The organism is Saliniferula longa (assembly GCF_050789285.1).
Lineage (GTDB): Bacteria > Pseudomonadota > Alphaproteobacteria > Rhodobacterales > Rhodobacteraceae > CAVPWP01.
On the sequence record NZ_JBOUVX010000003.1, the window covers coordinates 671,470 to 695,535 of the forward strand.

Here is a 24,066-nt window from a genome sequence, read left to right on the forward strand (position 1 = left end):
GGTAAGATCACTAAGATTATGTTGACTTGAAGTGGTCACTGCTAGCAACATGTTGATCTAAACACATCATATGGAAGTGTGCCATCAACTTAACACAAGGCATTGGCCCCATGTCCGACACGCTTTGCAAGATCCGACTAAAAATCGGCTCGATGGAGTTGGAGTACGAAGGCAGCCCCGACTTCCTTGAAGGAGGCATAGAAAGGCTTCTTGAGACTATGGGAGAGCTTTCCCAAAAGGTTCCCCCACAATCTAGCGCCCCTCTCGATCAGGCAGCCAATCCCGCTTCCAGCGTGTCACACACCGGAAGCACAACAGCAAATCAATCAGCGGCAAGCATTTCTTTCACAACTTCAACGCTTGCAGCGTACACTGACGCAAAATCGGGACCGGAACTGGCGCTTTGCGCCATGTTTTATCTGGAGCGAGTTCGCGGGAATACTTCAAACTCAAGCGGCGAGATTCTTCAGGAAATGAAGACAGCAGGAGGCTATTACAAGTCCACCATGTCGGGAAACAATGCTTCCAACCTTAAGAATCTTGCAAAGGCAAAGCGGATTAATGAGGTATCAAACGGAAAATATACACTTGCTAGTTCCGAGGCAAAAAGGCTTGAGGCGGTAGTTGCTCAAATCAGCTGACCTCAAGACTTGGCTGCATCAAGATCTTCCAAGGTTAGAGAAGCTGTTGCTCGTCCTTGCAGTTCTCGATAGGCCCGCTCTTCTAGCAGAGGTAAGAGACGAAGCAAGGAAAGCCGGCTTTAGGATTCCAGCCACTTGGAACGTCTCATCCACACTGGCCCGAAGCAAGGGCAAGGCGATTAGAACGCCGGAAGGGTGGGAGATCACTGACTCTGGAAAGGCTCTATTGAGAAGCCTCGGAGTGGCAGACGTGAGCCCATCTGCACTTAACGTTGCCTCTGACCTTCGGAAGCATCTAGAGAATATCGCGGACACTGAGACACGAGCGTTTCTGGACGAGGCCATTAATTGTCATGAGTACGGCTTGTACCGCGCCGCCATTGTCATGTCTTGGGTGGGCGCGGTAAGCGTGCTGCACAAGCATGTTCACTCAAACCATCTTGCTTTGTTCAACAAGGAGGCCTCCCGAGTTGACGACAAGTGGAAGGTCGCAAGGACCAGAGATGACCTTGGCCGAATGAATGAGGATAAATTCCTAGATACAATAGAACGAATCTCGGTCATTGGGAAGAACGTGAAGGATGCACTTAAGGAATGCCTCAAGCGCAGAAATGGATGTGGCCATCCGAACTCCTTGAAGGTGAGTATAAACCAGTCTGCTGCCCACCTTGAGGTTCTACTGCACAACGTGTTTGAACCATTCTCGCATTCACAAGGGTCAGCCACCTAAGCTTGACCTGCCCGTCGTGCAATGAAGAATTCTCCGCACCATTACCCACTACCACCTTCCTTCACTTTGCTGAGACGCCCAGCCCACTATACCCTCGCCCACCCTCTCCCCTTCCAACTCGCCCCTCCCCGACCCCCGAAACGCGCACCATGGGTCCCACCCTGCTTCACATCCTCATCACCTCCGGGGCCATCGGCCTTGGCATCTGGCTGTTCAATCACCCCTTGATCCTCAAGGGGCGGTCGCAGCTTCTGCGGGGCGTGGTGATCTGGGCGGCGCTGGTGATCCTTCTGCGCGTCATCGACCTTGCCTTCCTGTCCTGACCCCGTGGCCATCTTGCCCCCCTGCGCCCTGCCCGGCTAAGAGAGGTTGCCGCGCGTGGGTGCGGCGGAACGGGGTGCAGCATGGACGGACATTCGACGACGGACACGACGGGCGGGACGGGCAGCGACACCATCGCCGGGGTGCGACGCGACAGGCTTCTGGCGCTGGCCGCGCGCGAGGCGCGGCGCTTTTCCGCCAGCCGGCCCAAGGCGGCCGCGGCGCTGAAGGCCCGGGCGGGCACCTACCTGGGCGGCGTGCCCATGCACTGGATGCGCGACTGGCCCATGCCGCACCTGCCGCTGGTGGCCGAGGCGCGCGGCGCCCGCCTGACCGATATCGACGGCTACGAGATCGACGATTTCTGCCTGGGCGACACCGGCTCGATGTTCGGGCATTCGCCCAAGCCCGTGGCCCGCGCCATCCGCCGGCAGGCCGCGCGCGGGCTGACCTACATGCTGCCCACCGAAGACGCGCTTGAGGCCGGCCAGCTTCTGACCGACCGCTTCGGCCCCTTCCTGTGGCAGATCGCCACCACCGCGACCGACGCCAACCGCTTTGCCATCCGCGTGGCGCGCGCGGTGACGGGGCGGGCGAAGATCCTGGTGTTCCACGGCTGCTACCACGGCACGGTGGACGACACGATGGTGGCGCTGCGCGACGGCCAGACGGTGATGCGCCCCGCCCTTGTCGGGCAGGTGCAGGACCTGACGCTGGGCGCGGTCTGTTGCGAGTTCAACGACCTCGAGGGCGTCGAGCGGGCGCTGGCAGCGGGCGACGTGGCCGCGATCCTGACCGAGCCGGTGATGACCAATTCCTGCATGGTCTTGCCCGAACCGGGGTTCCTTGACGGGCTGCGGCGGCTGGCCGACGAACACGGTGCGCTTCTGATGATCGACGAGACGCACACGATCTCGTCCGGGCTGGGCGGCTATTCCCGCGTGCATGGCCTGAGCCCCGACATGTTCGTCGTCGGCAAATGCGTGGCCGGCGGCATGCCCACCGCCGTGTGGGGCATGACCGAGGACGTGGCTCGCCGGTTCGAGGACTACGACGCCGCCCGCGCCCCCGGATTTTCCGGCATGGGCACGACGCTGTCGGCGAACCCGATGCAGTTCGCCTGCCTGCGCGCGACGCTTTCGGACGTGATGACCCAGGCGAACTACGCCCACATGGAAAAGGGCGCGCTGCGCCTCTCGAAGGGCCTTCAGGCCGCCATAGACCGGCACGGCGCGCCCTGGCATGTCGTGCGCGTCGGCGCGCGAGTCGAGTTCATCTGCGCCCCCGGCCCCCTGAAGAACGGCACCGAAGCCGCCGCCGCCCACATGCCCGAGGTCGAGGCCGCCGTGCACACGGCACTTCTGAACCGCGGCTCGCTGATCGCGCCGTTCCACAACATGATGCTGGTCAGCCCGGCCACGAAGAAGCGCCAGATCGACCGCCTGGTCGCCGCCTTCGACGAGATCCTGTCCGAACTTTTCGGGGACGCGGCATGACCGGCCAGCCCAGCCCCTCGGGCTCGACCGTCGAAGAGGCCGAGGCCTTCCTGGCCGCCCACCCCGAGATCGAGGCCTTCGACATCGTCCTGCACGACGCCAACGGCATCGGGCGCGGCAAGATCATCCGCCGGCACGAACTTGTGCCCTTCTACCGCAACGGCCGGCACCTGCCGATCTCGATCCTCGGCTTGGATATCTGCGGCGAGGACGTGCACGAGACCGGGCTGATCTGGGACCAGGGCGACGGCGACCTGCGCGCCTGGCCGATCCCCGGCACGCTGGTGGCGCTGCACGGCACCACCCCGCCCCGGGGCGAGGTCTTCATGTCGATGCACGAGCTTGACGGGACCCCGATGACCTCGGACCCGCGTCACGCGCTGCAGCGCCAGGTCGCGGCGCTGGCCGAAGACGGCCTGCATCCGGCCGGGGCCTTCGAGCTTGAATTCTTCCTGCTGGCAAACGACCGCGACGCCGCCGGGCGCGTTCAGCCCGCGCGCGACGTGCTTGACGGTCGCACCAGCCAAAAGACCGAGGTCTATTCCGTCGACCACCTGCACGGGATGCTGCCGCTCTTCTCGGACATCTACGCCGCCGCGGGAAAGGCCGGGATCACCGCCGAGACCATGATTTCGGAATACGCGCCGGGGCAATACGAACTGACGCTGCATTACCGGACGGACGTGATGCAGGCCGCCGACGACCTGATGCGGCTGAAGCGGATCGTCCGGCAGCAGGCGCGCCTTCACGGCGTGACGGCCTGCTTCATGGCCAAACCTTTCGAGGGCTATGCCGGATCGGGGATGCATTTCCACGTCTCGATGCAGGACAAGGACGGCCGGAACGTCTTTGTCGAGGCGGTCGAGGGCAAGTGGTCGCAGACCATCCTGCATGCCTTGGGCGGCCTGAAGGCCACGATGGGCGAATCCATGCTGGTCTTCGCCCCGCACGCCAATTCCTGGCGCCGCTTCGCCAGCCAGTCCTACGCGCCGGTCAGCCCCTCGTGGGGCGTCAACAACCGATCGGTCGCGCTGCGCATCCCGGCCGGCGACATCCGCGCCCGGCGGATCGAACACCGCCCCGCAGGGGTCGACGCGAACGCCTATCTCGTGGCGACCACGGTGCTGGCCGGCGTGCGCCACGGGCTGCGGCACAGCATCGACCCGGGCCCCGAGACGACCGGCAACGCCTATGAAGAGGCCGCCGACGCCCCTGCGATCCCGATCGACTGGCGGTCGGCCATCGAGGCGGCCAGGGGCTCGGCCTTCCTGACAGAGGCGCTTGGCGCGGACATGCACCGCACCTTCACCGCGATCAAGGCCGCGGAATACGCCCGTGTCGCCCGCACGGTCAGCGAGGTCGACTACGACCTCTACCTGCACACGGTCTGAGCCCGCTCACAGCGTCAGGATGGTCGAGCCGGTGGTCTGCCGCGCCTCGAGCGCCCGGTGGGCGTCGGCCACGGCTTCCAGCGGGAAGGTCTGGCCGATGGTCACCTTGATGTCGCCCGCCAGCACCTTGTCGAAGACGTGCCGCGCCATCGCCTGGCAGGCGGCGGGGTCGGCGATATGGGTGAAAAGCGTCGCGCGCGTCAGCTTGAGCGATCCCTTGGCCGCCAGCGTCAGAAGGTTGACCGGATCGACTGGACCCGACGCATTGCCGAACGAGATCATGAAGCCCAGGGGCCGCAGGCAATCGAGCGAACCGGCGAAGGTGTCCCGCCCGACGCCGTCCATCACGACGTCGACGCCCTTCCCGCCCGTGATCTGCTTCACGCGGGCGACGAAATCCTCGGTCCGGTAGTTGATCGCGTGCGCCGCGCCGGCTTCGGCGGCCAGTCGGCACTTGTCGTCCGATCCGGCGGTGGCGATCAGTTCCACCCCCTCGGACCTGGCCCACTGGCAGGCCAGAAGCCCGACCCCTCCGGCTGCCGCGTGAAACAGGACGCGGTCCCCCGCCCCGATCGGCGTGGTGCGGTGAAAGAGATATTCCACCGTCATGCCCTGAAGCATGATCGCGGCGCCTTCCTCGAACGAGATCCCGTCAGGCAGGGGGCAGACCTGTGCGGCAGGCATCACCCGCGCCTCGCAATAGGCGCCGGGCGGCTGGGCGGCATAGGCGGCGCGGTCGCCGGGGCGCAGGTGGGTCACCCCTTCGCCAACCGCCTCGATCACGCCGGCGGCCTCCATGCCAAGGGCATGCGGCAAGTCGAGCTTGTAAAGACCGCTGCGCTGATAGACGTCGATGAAGTTCAACCCGCACGCCTTGTGGCGGATGCGGATCTGACCCGGCCCGGGCTCGCCCACCGGCAGGTCCACGACCTTCAGCTTCTCGGGACCACCCGTTTCCTCGATGACAACCGCGCGCACCATGTAGCCTGCCCCTTTTCGTGTCGCGGCAAGCTTACGGCCTGACGCCGTGCGCCACAAGGAAACCCGGCTGGCAGGGGCAGGTTCGCCTACCCCCTGGGCATCACTGCTGGATCGCGCTGAGGTAGGAGACAAGGGCCAGGATCCGGCCGCGCGCCATCATGTCGCCCTGTGCCGGGTCAAGCCCGTCCGAGGCCATCGCGCTGACGAAATAGCGATCGCCCCAGACCGGCATGTCGCTGCCGTGCGCACGGATCTCGTTGCGTCCGTCGACGACAAGCACGGCCTGTTCGTATGGAAAGGTCCCGCCGGCCCGTTCCGCCATCCGCGTCAGATCGGGGGTGTGGATTTCAAGAAGTCCGGCAATCGGACCATCACCCTTGGCCGATTCCCCGTGGCAACCGGCGCAGGCGATCATGTATTCGGTCCGCCCCGGATCGGCGTCCTGCGACAATGCGGGCGCTGCGAGACAGGCGGCAAGGCAGGCGGCGGCGCCTGCGGCGGTCATCGTCCTGATCATTATAGCATCCTCCGTCGGGGTTCAGGCCTTGAGAAGCCCCACGAAGGCTACCGCACGCCGGGTCACGGGCATTGACCGCAGTCAATGCCCATGGGCGACGTGTTGCGGGCAGTTCAGGCGACGGCCGCCAGGACGGGCTTGCCCCCGGCGCCGGCGACGGCTTCCCAGGTCATGCTGGGCCGATAGCGCCAGGCGAGGCGCCCCGCCTCGTCCATGGCGAAGAGGTGCAGCCAGCCGTTGTCGAACAGCGCGCGCACCCCGTCGTGGCGGGCAAGGATCGCCGTGATCGCCTCGCGCGGGGCCTCGACGCAGACCGACAGGCGCAGGGGTTCGTGGCCATAGCCCTCGCCGTCGTGCACCGACTGCCAGGGCAGACCCGCGCGCATGACGCCACCATTGCCTTCCAGAACGCCGATGCCGCCGACCACGTTGTGCAGAAGCTTGTTGCCCCCCCCGAAGACCTGCGGCGCGACGGTCGAGCCGTAGTATTGCAGGCTGATCCAGCTTGCGACGACCACGGGCGCCGTCAGGATCAGTTCGAGCACGGGGAAACCCCGGCCGCTGTCCTGCCGCCAGTCGTAGTCGTGCAGGAAGGCGCGGCCCGCAAGGCTGCGGCCCGCCGTGCGGTCGCGCGGCGCCGCGATGAACGCCTTGCAGCCGGCCAGCGCCCATTCGGGCCGGACTTCCGACCAGTCGCGGCTGCGCAGGTCGATGTCTCCTTCGCTGCCCGCGCGGGGCAGGCGCAACGCCCGTTCGCCCCGCGTCAGCCGGCCGGCATCGTCCAGCCAGCGCCGCGCCTGGGCCAGATCGTCGCCATGGGCCGAGGCATCGACGTCACCGTCGTACAACGTGACGCGGTCGGTCGTGGTATCGTGCAGCGCGGCCAGGAACAGCGTGTCGGCAGGAACCTCGATCCCGCGGTCGACAAGGCCCGCGCGCACCTCCACGTCATTGAGAAGCCCTGCCAGGAGGCGGGCGTTCACCTCGCCCGAATGGCCACCGCAGGCGCCACAGTGCAGACCGCTGGCATGGGGATTGTTCACGACGTTCGCACCGTGGCCGGCGACGATCACCAGCCGGGCGAAGCCGTCGGTCAGCGACATCGCGCGCAGTACGGTCTCGGCCGCCTGCAGCCGGGTCCCGGGGTCGAGCGCGGGGTCGAACCGCGGCGCGGGCTCGTCGGCGTGGGCATGCCCGTGATGGCCCAGCGCGTCGCCCAGAAGCTTGGCGACATAGACCGGGCCCATCGCCTCGACGAAGGCGAAGGAGGATACGGCCGCCAGCTTGAACCGGCCCCAGGCGCGCTTCGCGCGGGCTGCATACCGCGCGGCGGCGTCGTCCGGCGCGCCCGGTCCCTTGCCCGCGGTGCTGCGCACGGTCGGGTTCAGAAGCACGGGAAGCCGCCGCTCGGCCACGTCCGAAGCAAAGCCGTGATGTTCGGCGAAGACGCCGAAGAAGCCCGCGAAGCCCAGCGTGCGGATGCCGGGATCGACAGATTCAAGCGCCCGACGGAAGACCTCGGAGCGGACGTCGATGCAGAAGGCCGCCTGCAGCGCGGGCCGGTCGTCGTTCGTGCGCGGCGCGGGGGCCGCCAGAGTCGCGGCAAGCTGGCGCTGCCCGGCCCGTTCGGCGGCCTCCTGCAGGATGGCGTCGATCCTGTCATCCTCGCTGGCGGCGACCGGCGCGGCATGGGCCGCGACCACCGCCGACCAGTCGGCACCGACCCGGTCGGCGTATTGCAGGTAAAGCGCCTCTTCCCAGACAAGGCGGATCGCCAGAAGCTCGCGCAGGGTGCTGTCGCCGGTCCCGGCAAGTTCGGCTTGCCACAGCAGATAGCGGGCGTGCTGCGCCCATCCGCCCAGCGACAGAAGAAGCTGATGGAAGCAGGTCTCGACCGCGGCATCGCTCAGCCCCAGCGTTCCGGCGGCGCGGGTGATCGCCTCGGACGGGTCCTCGCCCGCGTCGCCGACGAAGGCGGCGAAGCCCTGAAGCCCCATGATCTCGGGCGTGAGGTCACGCGTGGCGAAGGTGCGCCAGCCCCACCAGGCGCCGCGCTTCTTGGGTGCCACCCACAGCGCCTGCCCCTGATCGAAATAGGCCCCGGCCCAGACGCCGATGCGGTCGGCGATCAGCGCCGGCCAATCGAGTCCGCTGACCGAAGCCGCAAGGTCGGCGACGGTCGGCAGGGCCTGCGGCGCGGGGCGGGCACGGGCGGCGGCGGCCCTAAGCGCGGCGACACTGGCGGGTTTCGCGCCCGCCGGAGCCGCGGCGAGGGCTGCGGCAAGGTCGGCCTCGGCGATCTCGCCCGCCTCGATCTTCGCCAGGTACCAGTCGCGCGGCATGGTCACCGCGACCCCGCCCACCCGCGCCAGATGCGCAGCAAGCTCGGCCAGGGGTTTGTCGGTCTGTCCGAGGAAGGGATTGACCGCCACCGTCGCGGCCAGCGGGAAGGCCGGCGGGATGTGGCGTTGCGCGGCCTCGATCCCCTGCGCGATGGCCGAGGGAACGGCGGCGTCGGGCGTCATGTCGGGCGTCAGGATCGTCGTCATGGTCCGTGTCTCCTCTCGGTCAGGTCAGGACGGGCGCCGCGCGGCCCAGTTGCCAAGCAGCCGGTCGAAGACGGCGTTGGCGTAAAGGCCGTTGGCAAGATGGACGCGCAGCCCCACGGCCGCGGGGTGATAGGCCCAGAGCGGGAACATCGCCTGCGCCACGGCAACCACCGCGAAGCTGACGACGGCCAGCACGATCAGCGCCCATTCGAGCGGCCCCGGGGCCGGAGCGGCCGGCAACGTGCCCGCCGTCAGCCATTCCGCCCCGCGCTGGAGCGCGAAGTAGGACACCGAGGCGGCGACCGACCAGACCACCGTGCGGCGGGTCAGCGCCCGGGGCGCGGCATCGGCAAGGCCCTGCGCGATCAGGTAGGCCACGCCGAAGATCAGGATGGCGCCCAGCGCGATCGATTGGGGCGACTTGTCGGCGACGCCGAAGGCAAGGCCGATCGCCGCATAGATCGCCAGCGCCAGAAGGAAGGCGCGGCCCACCGCGCGGCCGTCGGGAATGGCCACCGTTCCGGGGCGCCGGTTCGCCGCGACCTGGGCCACCGCCCCACCCGAGGCAAGGAACGCATGCGCCTTGTAAAGCGAATGCGCCACGATGTGCAGCAGCGCCAGCGGGAACAGCGCAAGGCCGCACTGCATGATCATGAAGCCCATCTGCGCGATCGTGGACCACGCAAGCGAGGTCTTGACCGCCGGCTGGGTCAGCATGACGAGACCGCCGAAGAGCGCAGTGAACCCGCCCACCATCACCAGCAGCGCCAGCACCGCCGGCGACAGCAGCATGACATCGGCGAAGCGGATCAGAAGGAAACCGCCCGCGTTGATGACGCCCGCGTGCAGCAGCGCCGAGACGGGCGTCGGCGCCTCCATCACCTCGGTCAGCCAGCCGTGGGTGGGGAACTGCGCCGATTTCAGAAGCGCGGCCAGCGCCAGAAGCGTGGCGGCCGCGACCAGCGCGGGGCCGCCTTCGGCGACGCGGGCCTCGGCCAGGATCGTGGCGATGTCGGCCGTTCCGAAGACCCAGACCAGAAGAACGGTGGCGCCGATCAGCGCGGCGTCGCCGGCCCGCGCGACGACGGATTTCTTGCGGGCGGCGCGCTGTGCGGGCACCCGGTCGCGGTAGAACAGAAGAAGCTGGTGCAGGAACAGGCTGGTCGCGATCCAGGCAAGAACCAGCTGGAAGAGGTTGCCCGCCTGCACCAGCAGGAGAACCGCCGCCAGCGTCGCCGCCATCCGGCCCATGAAGGCGCCCTGCCGGGCCTCGCCGTCGAGGTAGGTCCCCGAATAGCGCAGCACCACCCAGCCGATGAAGGACACGAGCGTCAGCATCATGACGCTCAGCACGTCAAGCCGGACCGACAGGCCCACGCCGCCCGCGCCCAGAAGCGCGCTGGTCGCCGGACCCCAGGCGATCAGCGCTGCCGCTGACGCCAGCGCCGCGCCTAGGGCGACAAGCGCCGCACCCTCGCACAGGCGGATCAGCCCCTGCGGCCGCAGGCCGGGGGCGCGCAGCGCGGCAAGGGCGGCAAGGATCAACGCGGCAGGCGCGATCAGCGGCAGGAAGGCGTAGGTCATCGTCATCTCCCGTTCCACGGTTCCGATCGGGTGTACTCAAGCGATGAGGTTAATAAAAATATATTGTTATCGCGTTTTCGTTCTACTAGATCGAACGATATGTCGAACGATCTCAACTACCACCATCTGCGCTACTTCCAGACCGTGGCCCACGAAGGCCACCTGACGCGCGCGGCCGAACGGCTGAATGTGTCGCAATCGGCGCTGTCGGCGCAGATCCGAAAGCTCGAGGAGCGGCTCGGCCAGGCCCTGTTCGAGCGGCGCGGCCGGGCGCTGCACCTGACCGAGGCCGGGCGCATCGCGCTTGACCACGCCGACGCGATCTTTTCCACCGGGGACGAGCTTGTGGCCACGCTGCGCCAGACCGGGGCGCCGGGCCAGGTCCTGCGGATCGGGGCGCTGGCGACGCTGTCGCGCAACTTCCAGCTGGCGTTCCTGAAGCCACTTCTGGGGCGGCTGGACGTCGAGGTGATCCTGCGCTCGGGCAGCGCGGCCGAGCTTTTCAGCGCGCTTGCGGCGCTGCATCTCGACCTTGTGCTGACGAACCGCCCGCCTCCCGCGGACGCGCTGACGCCTTTCATCGTGCGGCCGCTCGATTCCCAGCCCGTCAGCCTGATCGGCGTGCCGCGGCTTTGCGCCGATGGCGTGCCGCTTGGCAACCGGCTGGCCGACGCCGCACTGATCCTGCCGACCATGGAAAGCGGGCTGCGCATGGGCTTCGACGCGCTTGCCGACCGGCTGGGGGTGCGCCCGCGCATCGTGGCCGAGGTCGACGACATGGCGATGATGCGCCTCCTGGTGCGCGAGGGCATCGGCCTTGCGGTCCTGCCACCCATCGTGGTGCGCGACGAACTGTCGTCGGGCACGCTTGTCGAATGCGCCGCCCTGCCCGGCCTGAGCGAGACCTTCTACGGCGTCACCGTCGAACGCCGCTATCCCAACCCGCTTCTGGCCGAGGTCCTGGGCGCGGCCTGACACCGCCACCTGGGTCGCCCGGCTCCGCCACAGACTGTCCTCGGCGTCAGTCCTCGGGCCCCGCATACTTGCCGGCGGTCGCGGGGAACATCGCCTTGATGATCTTCATGTGGCTGATGTCGACGGTCGCGTCCATGTGCAGGAAGATCGCGGCGTCGCGAAACAGCTTCTCGACCCCGTTCTCCAGCATCGCGCCGTGCCCGCCGTGCAGTTCCAGCATGTGCTGCGCGACCTTCATGATCTCTTCCGAGGCATAGACCTTGGCCATGTTGCACAGGATATCGGCGTCCGGGTGGCGCAGGTCGACGGCGCGCGAGGCGCGTTCCACCAGCGACCGGACGGCCTCGATCCGGCAGGCCATGTCGGCAAGCCGGATCGCCACGGCCTGATGCTTGATCAGGATGCGCCCGCCCTGCACGTGATGCTGGACGAAGTCGGCCGTGCGCTCGAAGCAGGCCACGCCCACGCCAAGGTTCTTGGCCGCCTGGATGATCTTGCCCGCGCGGAAATACTGCCCGGCGCCGCCAAGCGCGGTGCCCTCGACCAGCAGGTGGCTGGCGGGGATGCGGCAGTCCTCGAGCGTGAGTTCGCCGTTGTTCATGAAGCGGCAGCCGATCGTCTCGTTGCACTTGGTCACGGTGAAGCCGGGGGTGCCGCGCGGGATCAGGAAGCTCGAGGTTCCCTGAAGCATCCCCTTGGTACGGTCGGTGTTGGCATAGACGACATAAAGCCCGGCGTCATAGCCGTTCGAGATGTACTGCTTGCGCCCGTTCAGTACCCAATGGTCGCCGTCGCGCACCGCGCGCGTCTGCATCGCGGCTTCGGGCGCGTTGTAGGGCAGCCAGCGGTCCGAGGCGCCGCGCGGCTCGGTCAGGGCGTGGGCCAGAAGGAAGGACGGATCCTCGAGCAGGCGGCGGAACCAGGGCTCGACCAGCTGCTTCGAGGCCACCTCGCGCAGCAGGATCGCCACCTTCCAGTTCTGCACCAGCTTGTCGGCAAGACCCGAGTCGCCGCGCGCCACCTCTTCCGCGATCAGCGCGAAGGTGCGCACCTCGGTCCCGGGATCTAGGTCGAAGCCGCCGTATTCCTCGGGCACGCCCAGCGTCCGGATGCCGATGGCTTCGGCGCCTTCGAGGATGCTGGGCGGCAACCGGTCGCCGGGGCTCATGTCCCATTCGCGCTGCCAGTTCGCCCGGATGAAGGGTGTCACGATGTCGTCGACGAAGGACCGGCAGCTGTCGCGCATCATGCGCTGTTCTTCGGTCAGCGTGCTGTCATCTGCATGGATCATCCTGTTCCTCCCCTGTTCGCGCCGCCGCCGATCTGGCTGGTGCAATCGTTTGCGCGCCTGTGCCATCTATGCGCATCGCGGCCCCACTTGCCAAGGGGCTTGCGCGTGCGCGGGCTGGACGTGACGCTGCGACGGCTTAGCTGCCAGACCGCACGCGACGGAAAGGCCGATGCTTCTGATCGTCACCCCCGACACGATCCTCAATCGCGCCGCGCTCGAAGTGCGGCGCATCCCGAAACCGATCCTGGGGCGCAGCATCACGCTTTACCCGCGCGAAGGGTTGTTCAGCGGGCTGACCCTGCGGCTGATCTTCGAACACGCCCTGCCGCGCTATCTTCTGGCGCTCTGGCCGTTCCCGGTGGCGATGTTCATCTGGCCGCACCTCGCGCTGCCGATCAGCCAGGCGCCGCTGTTGATGTTCATCCTGATCTATTTCGTGGAAAGCCGCGTTCTAAGCGTGCCGCGCGACCGCCGCGCGGACCTGATCGACGAGGTCGACGCCCAGCGCGCGCTCGATCTTCTGCGGCTGCGCTCGGCCGATTACCTGACGCGGCTGGCCGCGGGGCGACGGATGCGCACGGGCGCACTGCATCTGGTGGTCGAACAGTCGGCGCTGGCGAAGGTGCCGCCGCTGACGCTTCTGTCGGTTCAGATCGACGACGGCGCCCCGCGCATCCTTGAGTTGACACCAGACGAACGCGCGGCCCTGCGCGGCGCGCTCTTCGACGCGGACCTGACCGAGCGAAGGCTCCACCTTGTCAATCTCGCGGAGGACGCGTTCCTGCGCGACACCTTCCTTGACGCGGCCACGGTCTCGGCGCACGCGCGGTTGGCGGCCATGACGGGGCGCTAGGCACAAGCGCGCATGGCCAGGCAACAGGCTTTTGAACAGCCCGCTCCATGCTTTGCCGGGTGGTCTGTTGCTCTCTCACCGTCGTGGCCGCCGTTTGACAGAAGGCAATCACGCCGTTACGGTTTCACTGAATTGAAAGGGTCGGAAGGTCCACGTGAAGCTCTCTAGACGGACCCTGTTTTCGGCCCTTTTCGGTAAGGCCGTCGTCCTCTTTGTCGGGTGTCCCAAGGTTCTTGGCGGCGTCAGGATAACGAGGTCTGGCTGGATCCTGCGCAGGGACGACGTTTGATCCTTACCTTCTCAGACCTCCGGACCATGCCGGAACGGACCTATGACGTCGTGGTCATCGGGTCCGGTCCCGCCGGGCTCACCACCGCGCTGGAGCTTGGGCGGAAGAACAGGCGCGTGCTTGTCCTCGAAGGTGGTGAGGAAGCCTTCAGCGACCAGTCTCAGGACGTCTACATCGGCGAAACGATCGGAGACACCTACTTCGATCTGGACATCACGCGCCTTCGGCAATTCGGGGGGTCGTCCAATCACTGGGGCGGGTTCTGCAGAACGCTCGACGCCTCGGATTTCGAAAAGCGCCTCGACTCGGAAATCCTCCAATGGCCGATCAGGAAGGGGGACCTTGATCCCTATCTCGAGCGCACCCAGGAAATCCTCGAGATCGAACCTCAACCCGAGGACAGGGTCTTCAACGACGCCTTCGGGATACGACAGATCTTCTGGACATTCTCTCCGCCGGTGCGCTTCGCCACCAAGTATCGCGACGAACTTGCGCAGTCGCAGACGATCGACCTTTGCCTCGGGGCCAACCTGACCGGCTTCGACGTGGTGGACGACCTGGTGTCCGGTGTGCGCGTCAGTGACTACGGCGGCAACGCCGTGACGGTGTCGGGCGACACCTATGTGCTGGCGTGCGGGGGGCTTGAAAACAGCCGCGTTCTGCTTGCCGCGAACCGAGAGCACGGCGGCAAGTTCGTCGATCCGCGAACGCCGCTCGGGCGGTACTGGATGGAGCACCCCCATTTCTGGGTCGGCAACCTCGTCCTGCCCGACGATTTCCCTGAGGATTCCGTCTTCGGACTGACCGCGGACGAGCAGGCCAGGCTGGGCATCCTCAACTGCGGCCTGCGCGTGGGCCGCATCAAGGAAATGAACCGGGGCTGGGTCAAGGAGGCCGCGTCCTCCATCGCCTGCATCGCCCCCGAACTGGGACAACGAACCTATGCCGCTTTCGGCAGACTTCTCATCTGCGGGGCGTCGGTGCGGGCCGCCTGGGAACAAGAGCCGCGGTTCGAGAACAAAGTGGCCCTGTCGGAACGCGACGTGGACCAGTTCGGAATACCCAGGATTGAGTTGAACTGGTCGAAATCAGAGCTTGACCGCGAAACGGTGCTCATGACCTTCGTCCAGTTCGGCACCTTCCTGGCGGAAGAGGACATCGGGCGGGCACGCCTGTCGCGATGGCTGCGCAACGGCGACGCCTACCCGGACGATGATGAACTGGCAGGGCACCATCATATGGGCGGAACCAGGATGGCCGACAGACCGGATCTTGGGGTTGTCGACCGCAACTGCCGCGCCTTCGGCCGGCGCAATCTTTACGTCGCGGGGTCTTCGGTCTTTCCCACCAGCGGCATGGCCAATCCTACGATGACAATCGTGCAGCTCTCGCTTCGGCTGGCCGATCACCTGTCGGCCTGATCACCTGCATGGGAACCCGGACATCGGGTGGTGCGGCCTCGGCCCACGGCCGAACGGGCCCGCGCCCCAGGCGTCAGGCTGACAGGTCGATCACGCGTCCAAACGGCGGGCGTGGCGCCGCGATGGCCTCGGGCACGGCCCAAAGCACCGGCAGACGGCGCGGCGCGGGTCCGAAGGCGCCGTCGAGATCGGTGAGGATCACGAGGATCGAGGGGGCCAGCGCCTCGGCCGCGGCGACCACGCCGGCGAAGGAGGTCCCGCCGCCCCCCGTCAGGTTCAGCCGCGCGATTTCGCGCGTCCAGTCGCGGCCCGCGATGCGGGTGCTGCTGCGCACCTCGTCGTCGAAGGCAAGCACATGGACCTCGGCCCCGGTTCGCGCGCCGATCCCCGCGATCTCGGCCCCGAAGCGCGTCAGCCGCCCCTCGTCGATCGAGCCCGACACGTCGATGCCCACCGCGATACGCGGGACGGCCCGGCGCCTTTGAACCGCGGCCTCGAACGCCGGCGACGTCCGGCCTCGGGACCGGGCGTCGGAGTCCCCCGCCAGCCAGCGGTTCGACGGGCGGAAATGGCCGGGCCTCGGGCCTTCGGTCACCGCGCGGGTCAGCAGGCCGCGCAGGTGCCGCTCCCACGGGGTGGTCGGCGGACGGATGTCCGCGATCCCGCGCACGATCATGCCGATCCCGCGGCCCGCAGCGCGTCCCTGATGCATGGCGCGCGCGACGCGCTGGCGCCAATCCGCGTCGTCCTCGGCCGTGCGGGCGCGCTCACCGTCCGGGCCGCCGGGTGCAAGGTCGGCGGAATAGCCCTGCGTCGCGGCCCAGACCTTGAGCTCCTGCGCGCCGTCACGATCTCCTTCCGCCCCGCCGCTGCGCCGGCTCGCCCCCTTGCCGGGCCGCCCACGGGCCGCGGCAAGCCGCAGGAATAGCCGCTCGGCGTCAAGCCGGGCCAGCGCCTCGCGCCCCGCGTCCGTTTCGCCGAAGGCCTCGCGCAGAAGCCCGTCCAGCGTCACGAAGGGACGTGGAAGGATGTATCCGGACGCCAGAAGCGCTTCGTTTACAATGGCATCCGCGGCGATATTGAACAGGTCGAGGTCGAAACTCCCGCCTTGCCGCGCCGCCAGGGTGGCGGCGCGGGGCGCATGACGGAACGCCACGTGCAGGATGTGATGCGCCGCGACCCCGACCTGGTGGGCCAGCGTCAATTGCTCGAACAGAGGCCCGTACCGAATTGAAATTGAGTCGCTTTCAGCCATCGCCACGGCATCGTCGTCACGATGCCGGCACCAGAGCGACAGCGCGGCAAGCGCCGGGTCCGTCTCGGCCAGCGAGGCCAGCGCCCGAACCGCGCGGCGCGCGTGAAAATGCCCCCCGTTAGCCAAGCCCGGCGGCCCGTCGTTCGGCGGCATAGTCGGCGTAGGCCGGATGGTCGAGGAACGCCTGCTCCAGCCCTGCGTCGAGTCCCTTGGCGATCAGAAGTTCGAAGCCGTGGGTGCAAAGTTCGGTCAGGGGCAGCGCGCCGAAGCCGTCGCCCGGGCGCAGTTGGTCGAGACGGCGAATATCGGCCAGGATCGCGATCACCTCGGGCGCGGTGTCCGCGTCAAGCGTGCCGACCAGCCCGTAAACAAGCGCCGCCAGACCGTGCAGCGTGCCGGGATAAAGCGCCACGCGCTCGGCCCCCCGGGCCACGATCATCTCGTCCACGCGCACGGTCGCCGCGATCTCGTCGGCCACAAGGGCGAAGTCCGCTCCGATCGCCTCGCCCACCGTGCCCGCCACCATCATGTTCCGGATGCGCCGGTCGGGAACCGAGTGCGCAATCTGGCTGACCCGTTCCCACGACCGCGGCGTCGCCGCGATCATGTCGCCGCGCGACAGCGCCTCTTCGGTGGTTTCCAGCAGGTCGGGACGGGTGCGGATGAAGGCGATCACCGCCGGATGCATCCCCTTGGGAACCGCGAAGTTGCGCAGCCAGTCGTCGGCGCTGGCCTCGACCAGAAGATGCACAAGCCGGTCGCTCAGACCTGTGCCCATCTCATAGGCGATGGCACCGTCCTCGACCGTGTTGCCGGCCGCGACCAGGAACACGCTGTCGGGCAACCGGTGCCGGCCCACGCGGCGCTCCTGCAGCAGGCCATAGACCGTGGGCTGAAGAGTAGGCGACGCGGCAGTCAGTTCGTCGAGGAACAGGACCGAGGGGTGCGCGGAATCGTCCGGCAGGTCCTCGGGCCGGTACCACAGCGTCCGCTTTGCCGCGTGGTCGTAATAGGGCAAGCCACGCAGGTCCTGCGGCTCGATCGTGGTCAGGCGCAGATCGAAGAACTGCGCGCCGATGCGGCGGGCAAGTTCTTCCACCACCTGCGTCTTGCCGACGCCCGGCCGCCCGTGCAGCATGAACGACGCGCGCATCCCTCCGGCCTTCTGCGCCTCCCACCCCGCCAAAAGCACGGCAAGCGCATCGCCCGCCGACACCCGCATCGCGTTGACCGTCATTACCCCTCCTGGCGTTTCCCGCACATATCTGGCGCGGAAAGGGCGTGAGTCGAGCGCCGGGCGCGCACCCCTGAATGGTTTGCTGCGCGCAGGAACACAGCTACACAATTCAGCCGCAATCCTGTAGTATCAACGCACAGATGGCGCTTCGGCGCGAAGCACTCTGGAACGGCGGCGACTTCAGAACCGCAGACCAGGGATCGAGCGGCAGCGCACAGACGATATTCCGCAACCGTCCTTCCGGGACGGACGCGAACCGGTTCCTCCCTGACTGGACAGGCCGCGCATGCGCGGCCTTTTTTTGGGTGCCCCCCTTCCTAGGCCGCGATCGGTTCGATCAGCCGCGGCCCACTGGCGCGGTTCGAGTTCACCGCCGGATCGACCCGGTGGAAATCGAAAACGCCGTCAGGCGCGGGATGCATGAGGGTCGCCGCCCCCTTGCCGGCCTCGCCAAGCCAGAGCGGCCAGTCGGCCGCCTCGATCGACAGCGGCATCCGGTGATGGATATGGGCCAGCGACGGCGCGGCATCGGTGGTGACGATGGCGCAGGTCTGAAGACGCTCGCCCTCGCGTTCCCAAGCCTGCCAGACGCCTCCGAAGGCCACTGGCGCACCATCGGCGCGATGGATGTACCAGGGCAGACGGCGATCGTCCCTGTCCTTCGTCCATTCGTAGAATCCCGAAGCCGGGATCAGGCAACGCCGCTCGCGGCAGGCGGCGCGGAAGGCGGGCTTCTCGGCCAGCGTGTCGGCCCGGGCATTGATCAGAAGCGGCCCGTCGGCCGGGGTCTTGTACCAATGCGGCAGAAACCCCCAGCGCATCGCCTGCAACCGCCGGCCGCCTTCGTCCGAGGTCACCACATGCACCGCCTGCGTCGGGCAGATGTTGAAGTTCGGGACCGGTGGCAGGTCGTTCGAAGGCGCAGCCTCGAACAGCTGCGCCAGCGCCTCGCTCGGGTGGGTCAGGACGAAACGGCCGCACATGGGCGAAAGCCTAGCGCGGGGGCGGTCGAAAGAAAACGGGGCGCGCCACTCCGGACGCGTCCCGCCTTAGGCCTTTGGTCTGTCTCGGGTCACTCGACCCGGACGATCCGCCCGTCGATGTAGGGCGTGTAGGTGCCACCCATCGCCGCGATGTAGTCGGCCAGGACCATCTCGAGGCCGGGGCCGAAGTCGTAGGGGTTCATGCCTTCACGGAACATGCGATAGCCGTCGCCGCCATTGCGCATGTAGTCGTTGGTGACCACGCCATAGACCGTGGCGGGGTCGATCGGCACCCAGCCGTCGCCGTCTGCCACCATGACATCGAGGATGCGGCTGCCCGGTTCGTTCGAGGCCTTCCAGCTGTACTTCAGGCCCGCGACCTGCGGGAAGCGGCCGGCGCCGTCCTCGACCTGGCTCACGCCGTTCTCGAGCGCGTCGATGATCATCTGGCCCGTCGCCTCGAAGGTGGCGAGGGTGTTCTGGAACGGCAGCACCGTCAGGACCTCGCCCATGGTGATCTCGCCCGCGTCGATCGACGCGCGCAGACCGCCGCCGTTCTGGATGGCGATGGTCACGCCCTGATCCCTGACCCGGTCCAGCATCGCGTCGGCGACAAGATTGCCCATCGGGCATTCCACCGCGCGGCAGACCGTCCGGTCCCCTTCGATCATCTCGGCGGCGGTGCCGACGACCTGCGCCTTCAGCTCTTCGATCGGGCCGCCAAGCTCGGCCACGCGGGCGGCGATCTCGGGGTTTTCCTCGACCGAGGCGTCAAGCACGATCGTGTCGCCGGCCGCATAGACAAGGTTGCCCGCGTCGTCGAAGGTCAACTCGAGGTGGCCGAGGTACTTCGAATAGGCGCCCGCCTGCACCACGGGAACCAGCGTGCCGTCGCCCTGGCTGACCCAGGTCGGATAGGCGCCCTGGCGCGCGGGGTCCGAGGACGACAGGTAGGTGTGCGAATGCCCGCCCACCACCGCGTCGACCCCGGCCACGGCGCCGGCGATGTCGATGTCCTTGGGAAGGCCCACGTGGGTCAGGGCGATGATCTTGGTCACGCCCTCGGCCTGAAGCGTCGCCACATCGGCGGCAAGGCTGTCGATCTCGTCCTGGAAGATGACGTTCGGCCCGGGCGACGAGGTCTCGACCGTGTCGGTGGCCAGCGCCGAGATGATCCCGATCTTCTCGCCGCCCACCTCGAGCACGACGTGGTTGTCGACCTTGCCGTTCAGAAGGTTCGACTGGCTCAAGTCGAGGTTGCCCGAGATCACCGGGAACTCGACCACGTCGACGAATTCGGCCAGCTTCTCGGGGCCGTCGTCGAATTCGTGGTTGCCCACCGCCATCGCGTCGAAGCCGATCGCGTTCATGAACTCGGCCTCGGCCGCACCCTTGTAGGTCGTGTACATGAGCGAGCCCTGGAACTGGTCGCCGGCGTCAAGCACGATCACGTTCTCGCCCGCCGCGGTCAGCGCGTCGCGAAGCTCGTTGATCTTGGTGTAAAGGCGGGCCACGCCGCCGAAGCACTTGTTCTCGGCCTTGTCGTCGGCCGAACAGGTCGAGCCGAAGGCGTTGATCGGCTCGATCCGGCTGTGCATGTCGTTGATGTGCAGGACGTGCAGCGTGTAGTCGGCCGAAGCCTGCGTCGCCATCAAGGCGGTGAAGGCTGCGCCGCAAAGCAGACGTGCGGTCATTTTTCGAGACTCCCTGTGGTCTTCCGGTACGGGTGATGGGGAAAGACTGTCGTCATATGCCGCCGGTGTCAAAGGGGGAACGTCCGCGGGTCCAGTCCCGGCGCGGGCGCTGCGCGCATCTTGGGCCGCCTGCCCCTTGACGCGCCGGGGGCGCTCGCGCGAAGAGCAGTGCATGCTCATCTTCAAGATCTTCCGCGCCGAAGAATTCGCGGCCTTCGACGCCGCAGGCGCCTCGCGCGGGGCGCCCGTCGACCTTGCCGACGGCTATATCCACTTCTCGACCGCCGCCCAGGTGGCCGAGACAGCCGCGAAACACTTCGCCGGCGAGGACGACCTTGTGCTTCTGGCGCTCGACGCCGACCGGCTGGGCGCGGACCTTCGGTGGGAGCCCTCGCGCGGCGGACAGCTTTTCCCGCACCTTTACCGCGACCTGCGCCGTGCCGACGTGCTGTGGTGCCGGCCGCTGACCCTTGGCCCGGACGGCCATCGCCTGCCGGACCTGTCGGCATGAGCCTTGTCGAGAAGGCGGGCCTTGCCGTTCTGCGCCGTCTCGACCCCGAGGTGGCCCACGGGCTGTCGATCCGGGCGTTGAGGACGGGTCTGGCCGGGGGTCTGGCCGGCGCGATGGGGCCGGTCACCGCACCGCGTCTGGGTACGACCCTTGCGGGGCTTCAGTTGGCCAATCCCGTGGGCCTTGCCGCGGGCTACGACAAGAACGCCGAGGCGCTGGCACCGCTGATGCGGGCGGGCTTCGGCTTTCTCGAAGTGGGCGCCGCGACGCCCCGCCCGCAGGACGGCAATCCCCGCCCCCGCCTTTACCGCCTGACCGAAGACCGCGCCGCGATCAACCGCTTCGGCTTCAACAACCAGGGCGCCGAGGTCATCGCCGCCCGCCTTGCCGCGCGCCCGAAGGGCATTCCGGTGGGTCTGAACCTTGGCGCGAACAAGGACAGCCCCGACCGCGCGGCGGATTTCGCCGAGGTGCTGCGTCTGTGCGGGCCGCATGTGGATTTCGCGACCGTCAACGTCTCGTCCCCCAACACCGAGGCGCTGCGCGACCTTCAGGGCAAGGCCGCCCTGTCGGCGCTACTGGCCGGGGTGATGGCGGCGCGCGCGGCCCTGCCCCGTCCAGTGCCCATCTTCCTCAAGATCGCGCCCGACCTGACGGCGGCCGAGATCGCGGATATCGCCGAGGTCGCCCTTGACGCGCGCATCGACGCCATCGTGGCCACCAACACCACCCTGCGCCGCGAGGGGCTGAAAAGCCCCCATGCGGGCGAGACGGGCGGGTTGTCCGGCGCGCCACTGTTCGAGATGTCGACGCGGGTGCTCGCGCGGCTGTCGGTCGAAACCGGCGGCAGGGTCCCGCTTGTGGGCGTCGGCGGCATTGGCTCGGCCGAACAGGCCTATGCCAAGATCCGCGCCGGTGCCTCGGCCGTGCAGCTTTACACGGCGATGGTCTATCAGGGCCTTTCGGTCGTGCGCCAGGTCGCGCTGGGCCTCGACGCGCTGCTGGCGCGCGACGGGTTCGCCAATGTCGCCGACGCGGTGGGCACCGGCCGCGCCGATTGGCTGTCCGACTAGGCCCCGGCTGCCCGCTCGAGCGCGGGGTATTTCAGCCCCAGCGTGACGCCGCGAGCGACGAAGGAAATCAGAAGCGCGGCCCAAAGCCCGTGGTTGCCGAAGGCGGGCACCAGGATCAGGGCCGCCGCGGCATAGATCAGCGCCGAAACGAGCATCATGTCGCGCATGTCGCGGGTCCGCGTCGCCCCGATGAAGATGCCGTCGAGCATCCAGGCCGCGCAGCCCAGGATCGGGGCCGCGACCATGTAGAGAAGAAAGACCCGGGTCTCGGCCCGCACGTCGGGGGCCGTGGTCATCACGTCGATGATCGCGGGGCCGGCAAGCGCGAAGACGGCCGCCAGCAGGACGCAGATCCCGGCCGCCCACATGCCGGCCATGACCGCGCTTTGCCGCAGGCGTCCGCGCGCCCGCGCGCCCATCGCCTGCCCGACCAGCGTCTCGGCCGCGAAGGCGAAGCCGTCCATCGCATAGGCCGTGACCATCAGGAACTGCATCAGGATCTGGTTCGCCGCCAGCGGCACGTCGCCGAAATCCGACCCGATGAACATGAACGACACCAGGATCGCCTCGAGCAGGACCGACCGGATCAGGATGTCGGTGTTGACCGACGCCATGCGCCGCAGCCGGGCGGCGTCGAAGACGCGCGGCCAGTCGCGCCATCCGGGCCGGGCGAAGGCGTCGCGGCAGAACCACAGACCCAGCGCAAGGCCCGACCATTCTGCGATGAAGGTGGCGACGGCCACCCCGTTCACGCCCCAGCCGAAGCCCAGGACGAAGACGACGTTCAGCGCGATGTTGAGCCCGTTCATCCAGACCTGGATCGCCAGCACCGCGCGCGTGCGCTCGGCGGCGATGAGCCAGCCGGTCAACGCGAAGACGGCGATTGCCGCGGGGGCCGACCAGATGCGGATCTCCATGTAGCCGCGGGCCAGCGTCTCGACCTCGTCCGAGGCGGGGGCGACGGCGAACACGCCCCAGAAGATCGGGATCTGGAGGGCGATCAGCGCAAGCCCGGCGGAAAGGCCGATCATGAGCGCGCGGGACAGGATCGCGTCGGCCTCGGGCCGGTCGCCTGCACCGATGGCCTGGCTCGCCAGACCCACGGTGCCCATGCGCAGAAATCCGAAGATCCAGTAGACCGCCGCAAGCGAGAAGGCCCCGATCCCGACCGCGCCGATGGGTGCGGCCGTGCCCATCTGGCCGACGACGGCCGTGTCGACCACGCCAAGGATCGGGATGGTCGCGTTCGACAGGACGATCGGGAAGGCGATGCGGAAGACGCGGGCGTGGGTCAGCGGGGCCTGCGCCGAAGCGACGGCCGCCTCAGCCATCGCGGAGAGGCATCAGGAAATGCCCGGTGGCCTGCGCGTAAAGCCGGCTGCGGTTGTCCTGCCAGGCTTCGACATGGACGCTGGCATAGCGCCGCCCCACGCGGTTGATGCGCGCCCGCGCATAGGCGTCGCGCGGCAGCCCTGAGCGCAGATAATCGACGGTGAAGTCGATGGTCTTGGGCATCCGGGGCAGCGTCTCGGGGGTCAGGTTATCGGCGTCGATCCGGCCGCTTTCGATCTCGTCCCAGAGCTGCGCCCAGCTCAGTTCGACCGCGGCCGTGATCTCGAGGAATGCGGCGGTGACACCGCCATGGATGGCCGGCAGAAGCGGGTTGCCGATCAGCTTGTCATCGTAGCTCAGCACCGCGGTCAGCTCGTCCCCCCTCCGGTCGAAGTCGACGCCCAGGTAGCGCGCATAGGGAATCGACCGCACGAGCGCGCCCAGCGCCTTGTCGCGGCGTCCCTTCACGAGGTGCACGGGTTCGGGGGCGCGACGGCTCACGACCCCGCCTCCCCCGACGGTTCGACCGTGAACGCGCCGGTGGCCGTCGCCACGGGGCGGCTTTCGTCGTCGTCGGTGGCGACGGCGCGCACGAAGGCCACGCTGCGGGTGATCTGGTAGCAGCTTGCCCGCGCCCGGATCGCCTGACCGGGGGTGGCGGGGCGCATGTAGTCGATGCGCAGGTCGATGGTCGCGGTTCCGGCCGGAGCCTGCGGGTGGCTCATCACCGCCGCGCCACCGCAGGTGTCCATCAGCGCCGAGACCGCGCCGCCGTGGATCACGCCCGACACCGGGTCACCCACGAAGCGTTCGTCATAGGGCATGACGATCTCGGCCTCGCCATCGCCGATCGACACAAGCCGCATGCCAAGGGCGCGGGAATGGGGAATGGCCTCGATGAACTGGCGCGCCAGCTGGGCCTTGAGATCGGTCATTGAAGGG

22 protein-coding genes are annotated in these 24,066 nt (G+C 67.8%); 10 read left to right on the plus strand and 12 right to left on the minus strand.

Annotated features, from left to right (window positions below; translation table 11 throughout):
* The first annotated feature begins 110 nt into the window (after window positions 1–110).
* From ACRDNQ_RS16250 to ACRDNQ_RS16270, 5 genes are all read left to right on the plus strand, one after another.
* Window positions 111–641: a hypothetical protein gene (locus tag ACRDNQ_RS16250; protein ID WP_431829739.1), complete on the plus strand. Its 531-nt coding sequence runs from the start codon at window positions 111–113 to the stop codon at window positions 639–641.
* Complete coding sequence (locus ACRDNQ_RS16255; RefSeq protein ID WP_431829740.1) at window positions 625–1,371, plus strand: hypothetical protein; 747 nt, start codon at window positions 625–627, stop codon at window positions 1,369–1,371. The genes ACRDNQ_RS16250 and ACRDNQ_RS16255 overlap by 17 nt, the downstream gene beginning before the upstream one ends.
* 149 nt (window positions 1,372–1,520) lie before the next feature.
* Window positions 1,521–1,694 (plus strand): hypothetical protein, encoded by a 174-nt coding sequence (locus ACRDNQ_RS16260; protein WP_431829741.1) that lies wholly within the window; start codon window positions 1,521–1,523, stop codon window positions 1,692–1,694.
* 81 nt (window positions 1,695–1,775) lie between these two features.
* Entirely contained in the window at window positions 1,776–3,188 is a 1,413-nt protein-coding gene (locus tag ACRDNQ_RS16265) for an aspartate aminotransferase family protein (RefSeq protein ID WP_431829742.1), read from the plus strand.
* Window positions 3,185–4,579 carry a glutamine synthetase family protein gene (locus ACRDNQ_RS16270; RefSeq protein ID WP_431829743.1) on the plus strand — a complete coding sequence of 465 codons (1,395 nt, stop codon included), beginning with the start codon at window positions 3,185–3,187 and terminating at the stop codon, window positions 4,577–4,579. Before ACRDNQ_RS16265 ends, ACRDNQ_RS16270 begins: the two co-directional genes overlap by 4 nt.
* Window positions 4,580–4,585: 6 nt before the next feature.
* On the opposite strand, the gene ACRDNQ_RS16275 is transcribed toward ACRDNQ_RS16270, so the two are convergent.
* The 4 genes from ACRDNQ_RS16275 to ACRDNQ_RS16290 form a co-directional block, all read right to left on the minus strand.
* Window positions 4,586–5,560 (minus strand): quinone oxidoreductase family protein, encoded by a 975-nt coding sequence (locus ACRDNQ_RS16275; RefSeq protein ID WP_431829744.1) that lies wholly within the window; start codon window positions 5,558–5,560, stop codon window positions 4,586–4,588.
* A gap of 100 nt (window positions 5,561–5,660) precedes the next feature.
* A complete protein-coding gene (locus ACRDNQ_RS16280) occupies window positions 5,661–6,077 on the minus strand; it encodes a c-type cytochrome (RefSeq protein WP_431829745.1) in 417 nt (138 codons plus the stop codon).
* A 113-nt stretch (window positions 6,078–6,190) separates the two neighbouring features.
* Window positions 6,191–8,602: a YbcC family protein gene (locus ACRDNQ_RS16285; RefSeq protein ID WP_431829808.1), complete on the minus strand. Its 2,412-nt coding sequence runs from the start codon at window positions 8,600–8,602 to the stop codon at window positions 6,191–6,193.
* Window positions 8,603–8,650: 48 nt separating this feature from the next.
* A complete protein-coding gene (locus ACRDNQ_RS16290; protein ID WP_431829809.1) occupies window positions 8,651–10,210 on the minus strand; it encodes a proton-conducting transporter transmembrane domain-containing protein in 1,560 nt (519 codons plus the stop codon).
* Between the two features lie 99 nt (window positions 10,211–10,309).
* Here ACRDNQ_RS16290 and ACRDNQ_RS16295 point away from each other — a divergent pair, with 99 nt between their 5' ends.
* Window positions 10,310–11,185: a LysR family transcriptional regulator gene (locus tag ACRDNQ_RS16295; protein WP_431829746.1), complete on the plus strand. Its 876-nt coding sequence runs from the start codon at window positions 10,310–10,312 to the stop codon at window positions 11,183–11,185.
* A gap of 46 nt (window positions 11,186–11,231) precedes the next feature.
* Here ACRDNQ_RS16295 and ACRDNQ_RS16300 read toward each other — a convergent pair whose 3' ends face one another.
* The gene (locus ACRDNQ_RS16300) at window positions 11,232–12,476 is read right to left on the minus strand and encodes an acyl-CoA dehydrogenase family protein (protein ID WP_431829747.1); all 1,245 of its coding nucleotides are present in this window, start codon (window positions 12,474–12,476) and stop codon (window positions 11,232–11,234) included.
* Between the two features lie 169 nt (window positions 12,477–12,645).
* Here ACRDNQ_RS16300 and ACRDNQ_RS16305 point away from each other — a divergent pair, with 169 nt between their 5' ends.
* On the plus strand, window positions 12,646–13,329 hold the full coding sequence (locus ACRDNQ_RS16305; RefSeq protein WP_431829748.1) for a hypothetical protein: 684 nt from the start codon (window positions 12,646–12,648) through the stop codon (window positions 13,327–13,329).
* A gap of 315 nt (window positions 13,330–13,644) precedes the next feature.
* Window positions 13,645–15,039, plus strand: coding sequence for a GMC oxidoreductase (locus ACRDNQ_RS16310; RefSeq protein ID WP_431829749.1), 1,395 nt, complete (start codon window positions 13,645–13,647; stop codon window positions 15,037–15,039).
* A 73-nt stretch (window positions 15,040–15,112) separates the two neighbouring features.
* Here the strand turns inward: ACRDNQ_RS16310 and ACRDNQ_RS16315 are convergent, their stop codons facing one another.
* The 4 genes from ACRDNQ_RS16315 to ACRDNQ_RS16330 all read right to left on the minus strand — a co-directional run bounded on the left by ACRDNQ_RS16315 (window position 15,113) and on the right by ACRDNQ_RS16330 (window position 20,208).
* The gene (locus ACRDNQ_RS16315; RefSeq protein WP_431829750.1) at window positions 15,113–16,420 is read right to left on the minus strand and encodes a vWA domain-containing protein; all 1,308 of its coding nucleotides are present in this window, start codon (window positions 16,418–16,420) and stop codon (window positions 15,113–15,115) included.
* Window positions 16,413–17,531 carry an AAA family ATPase gene (locus tag ACRDNQ_RS16320; protein ID WP_431829751.1) on the minus strand — a complete coding sequence of 373 codons (1,119 nt, stop codon included), beginning with the start codon at window positions 17,529–17,531 and terminating at the stop codon, window positions 16,413–16,415. Before ACRDNQ_RS16320 ends, ACRDNQ_RS16315 begins: the two co-directional genes overlap by 8 nt.
* A 317-nt stretch (window positions 17,532–17,848) precedes the next feature.
* Window positions 17,849–18,514, minus strand: a complete 666-nt coding sequence (locus tag ACRDNQ_RS16325; protein ID WP_431829752.1) for an SOS response-associated peptidase — start codon at window positions 18,512–18,514, stop codon at window positions 17,849–17,851.
* Window positions 18,515–18,603: 89 nt separating this feature from the next.
* Window positions 18,604–20,208 (minus strand): bifunctional metallophosphatase/5'-nucleotidase, encoded by a 1,605-nt coding sequence (locus tag ACRDNQ_RS16330; protein ID WP_431829753.1) that lies wholly within the window; start codon window positions 20,206–20,208, stop codon window positions 18,604–18,606.
* 172 nt (window positions 20,209–20,380) lie between these two features.
* Between ACRDNQ_RS16330 and ACRDNQ_RS16335 the strand changes: the two genes are divergently transcribed.
* Together ACRDNQ_RS16335 and ACRDNQ_RS16340 are read left to right on the plus strand one after the other, a co-directional pair.
* The gene (locus ACRDNQ_RS16335) at window positions 20,381–20,719 is read left to right on the plus strand and encodes a DUF952 domain-containing protein (protein WP_431829754.1); all 339 of its coding nucleotides are present in this window, start codon (window positions 20,381–20,383) and stop codon (window positions 20,717–20,719) included.
* Window positions 20,716–21,792 (plus strand): quinone-dependent dihydroorotate dehydrogenase, encoded by a 1,077-nt coding sequence (locus tag ACRDNQ_RS16340; RefSeq protein ID WP_431829755.1) that lies wholly within the window; start codon window positions 20,716–20,718, stop codon window positions 21,790–21,792. Before ACRDNQ_RS16335 ends, ACRDNQ_RS16340 begins: the two co-directional genes overlap by 4 nt.
* On the opposite strand, the gene ACRDNQ_RS16345 is transcribed toward ACRDNQ_RS16340, so the two are convergent.
* From ACRDNQ_RS16345 to ACRDNQ_RS16355, 3 genes are read right to left on the minus strand one after another with little or no spacing between them, the layout of a single operon-like run.
* Complete coding sequence (locus ACRDNQ_RS16345; protein ID WP_431829756.1) at window positions 21,789–23,123, minus strand: MATE family efflux transporter; 1,335 nt, start codon at window positions 23,121–23,123, stop codon at window positions 21,789–21,791. The two genes, ACRDNQ_RS16340 and ACRDNQ_RS16345, sit on opposite strands and share 4 nt — an antisense overlap.
* Complete coding sequence (locus ACRDNQ_RS16350; protein WP_431829757.1) at window positions 23,116–23,625, minus strand: PaaI family thioesterase; 510 nt, start codon at window positions 23,623–23,625, stop codon at window positions 23,116–23,118. The genes ACRDNQ_RS16345 and ACRDNQ_RS16350 overlap by 8 nt, the downstream gene beginning before the upstream one ends.
* A complete protein-coding gene (locus tag ACRDNQ_RS16355) occupies window positions 23,622–24,059 on the minus strand; it encodes a PaaI family thioesterase (protein WP_431829758.1) in 438 nt (145 codons plus the stop codon). The genes ACRDNQ_RS16350 and ACRDNQ_RS16355 overlap by 4 nt, the downstream gene beginning before the upstream one ends.
* Window positions 24,060–24,066 lie beyond the last annotated feature (7 nt).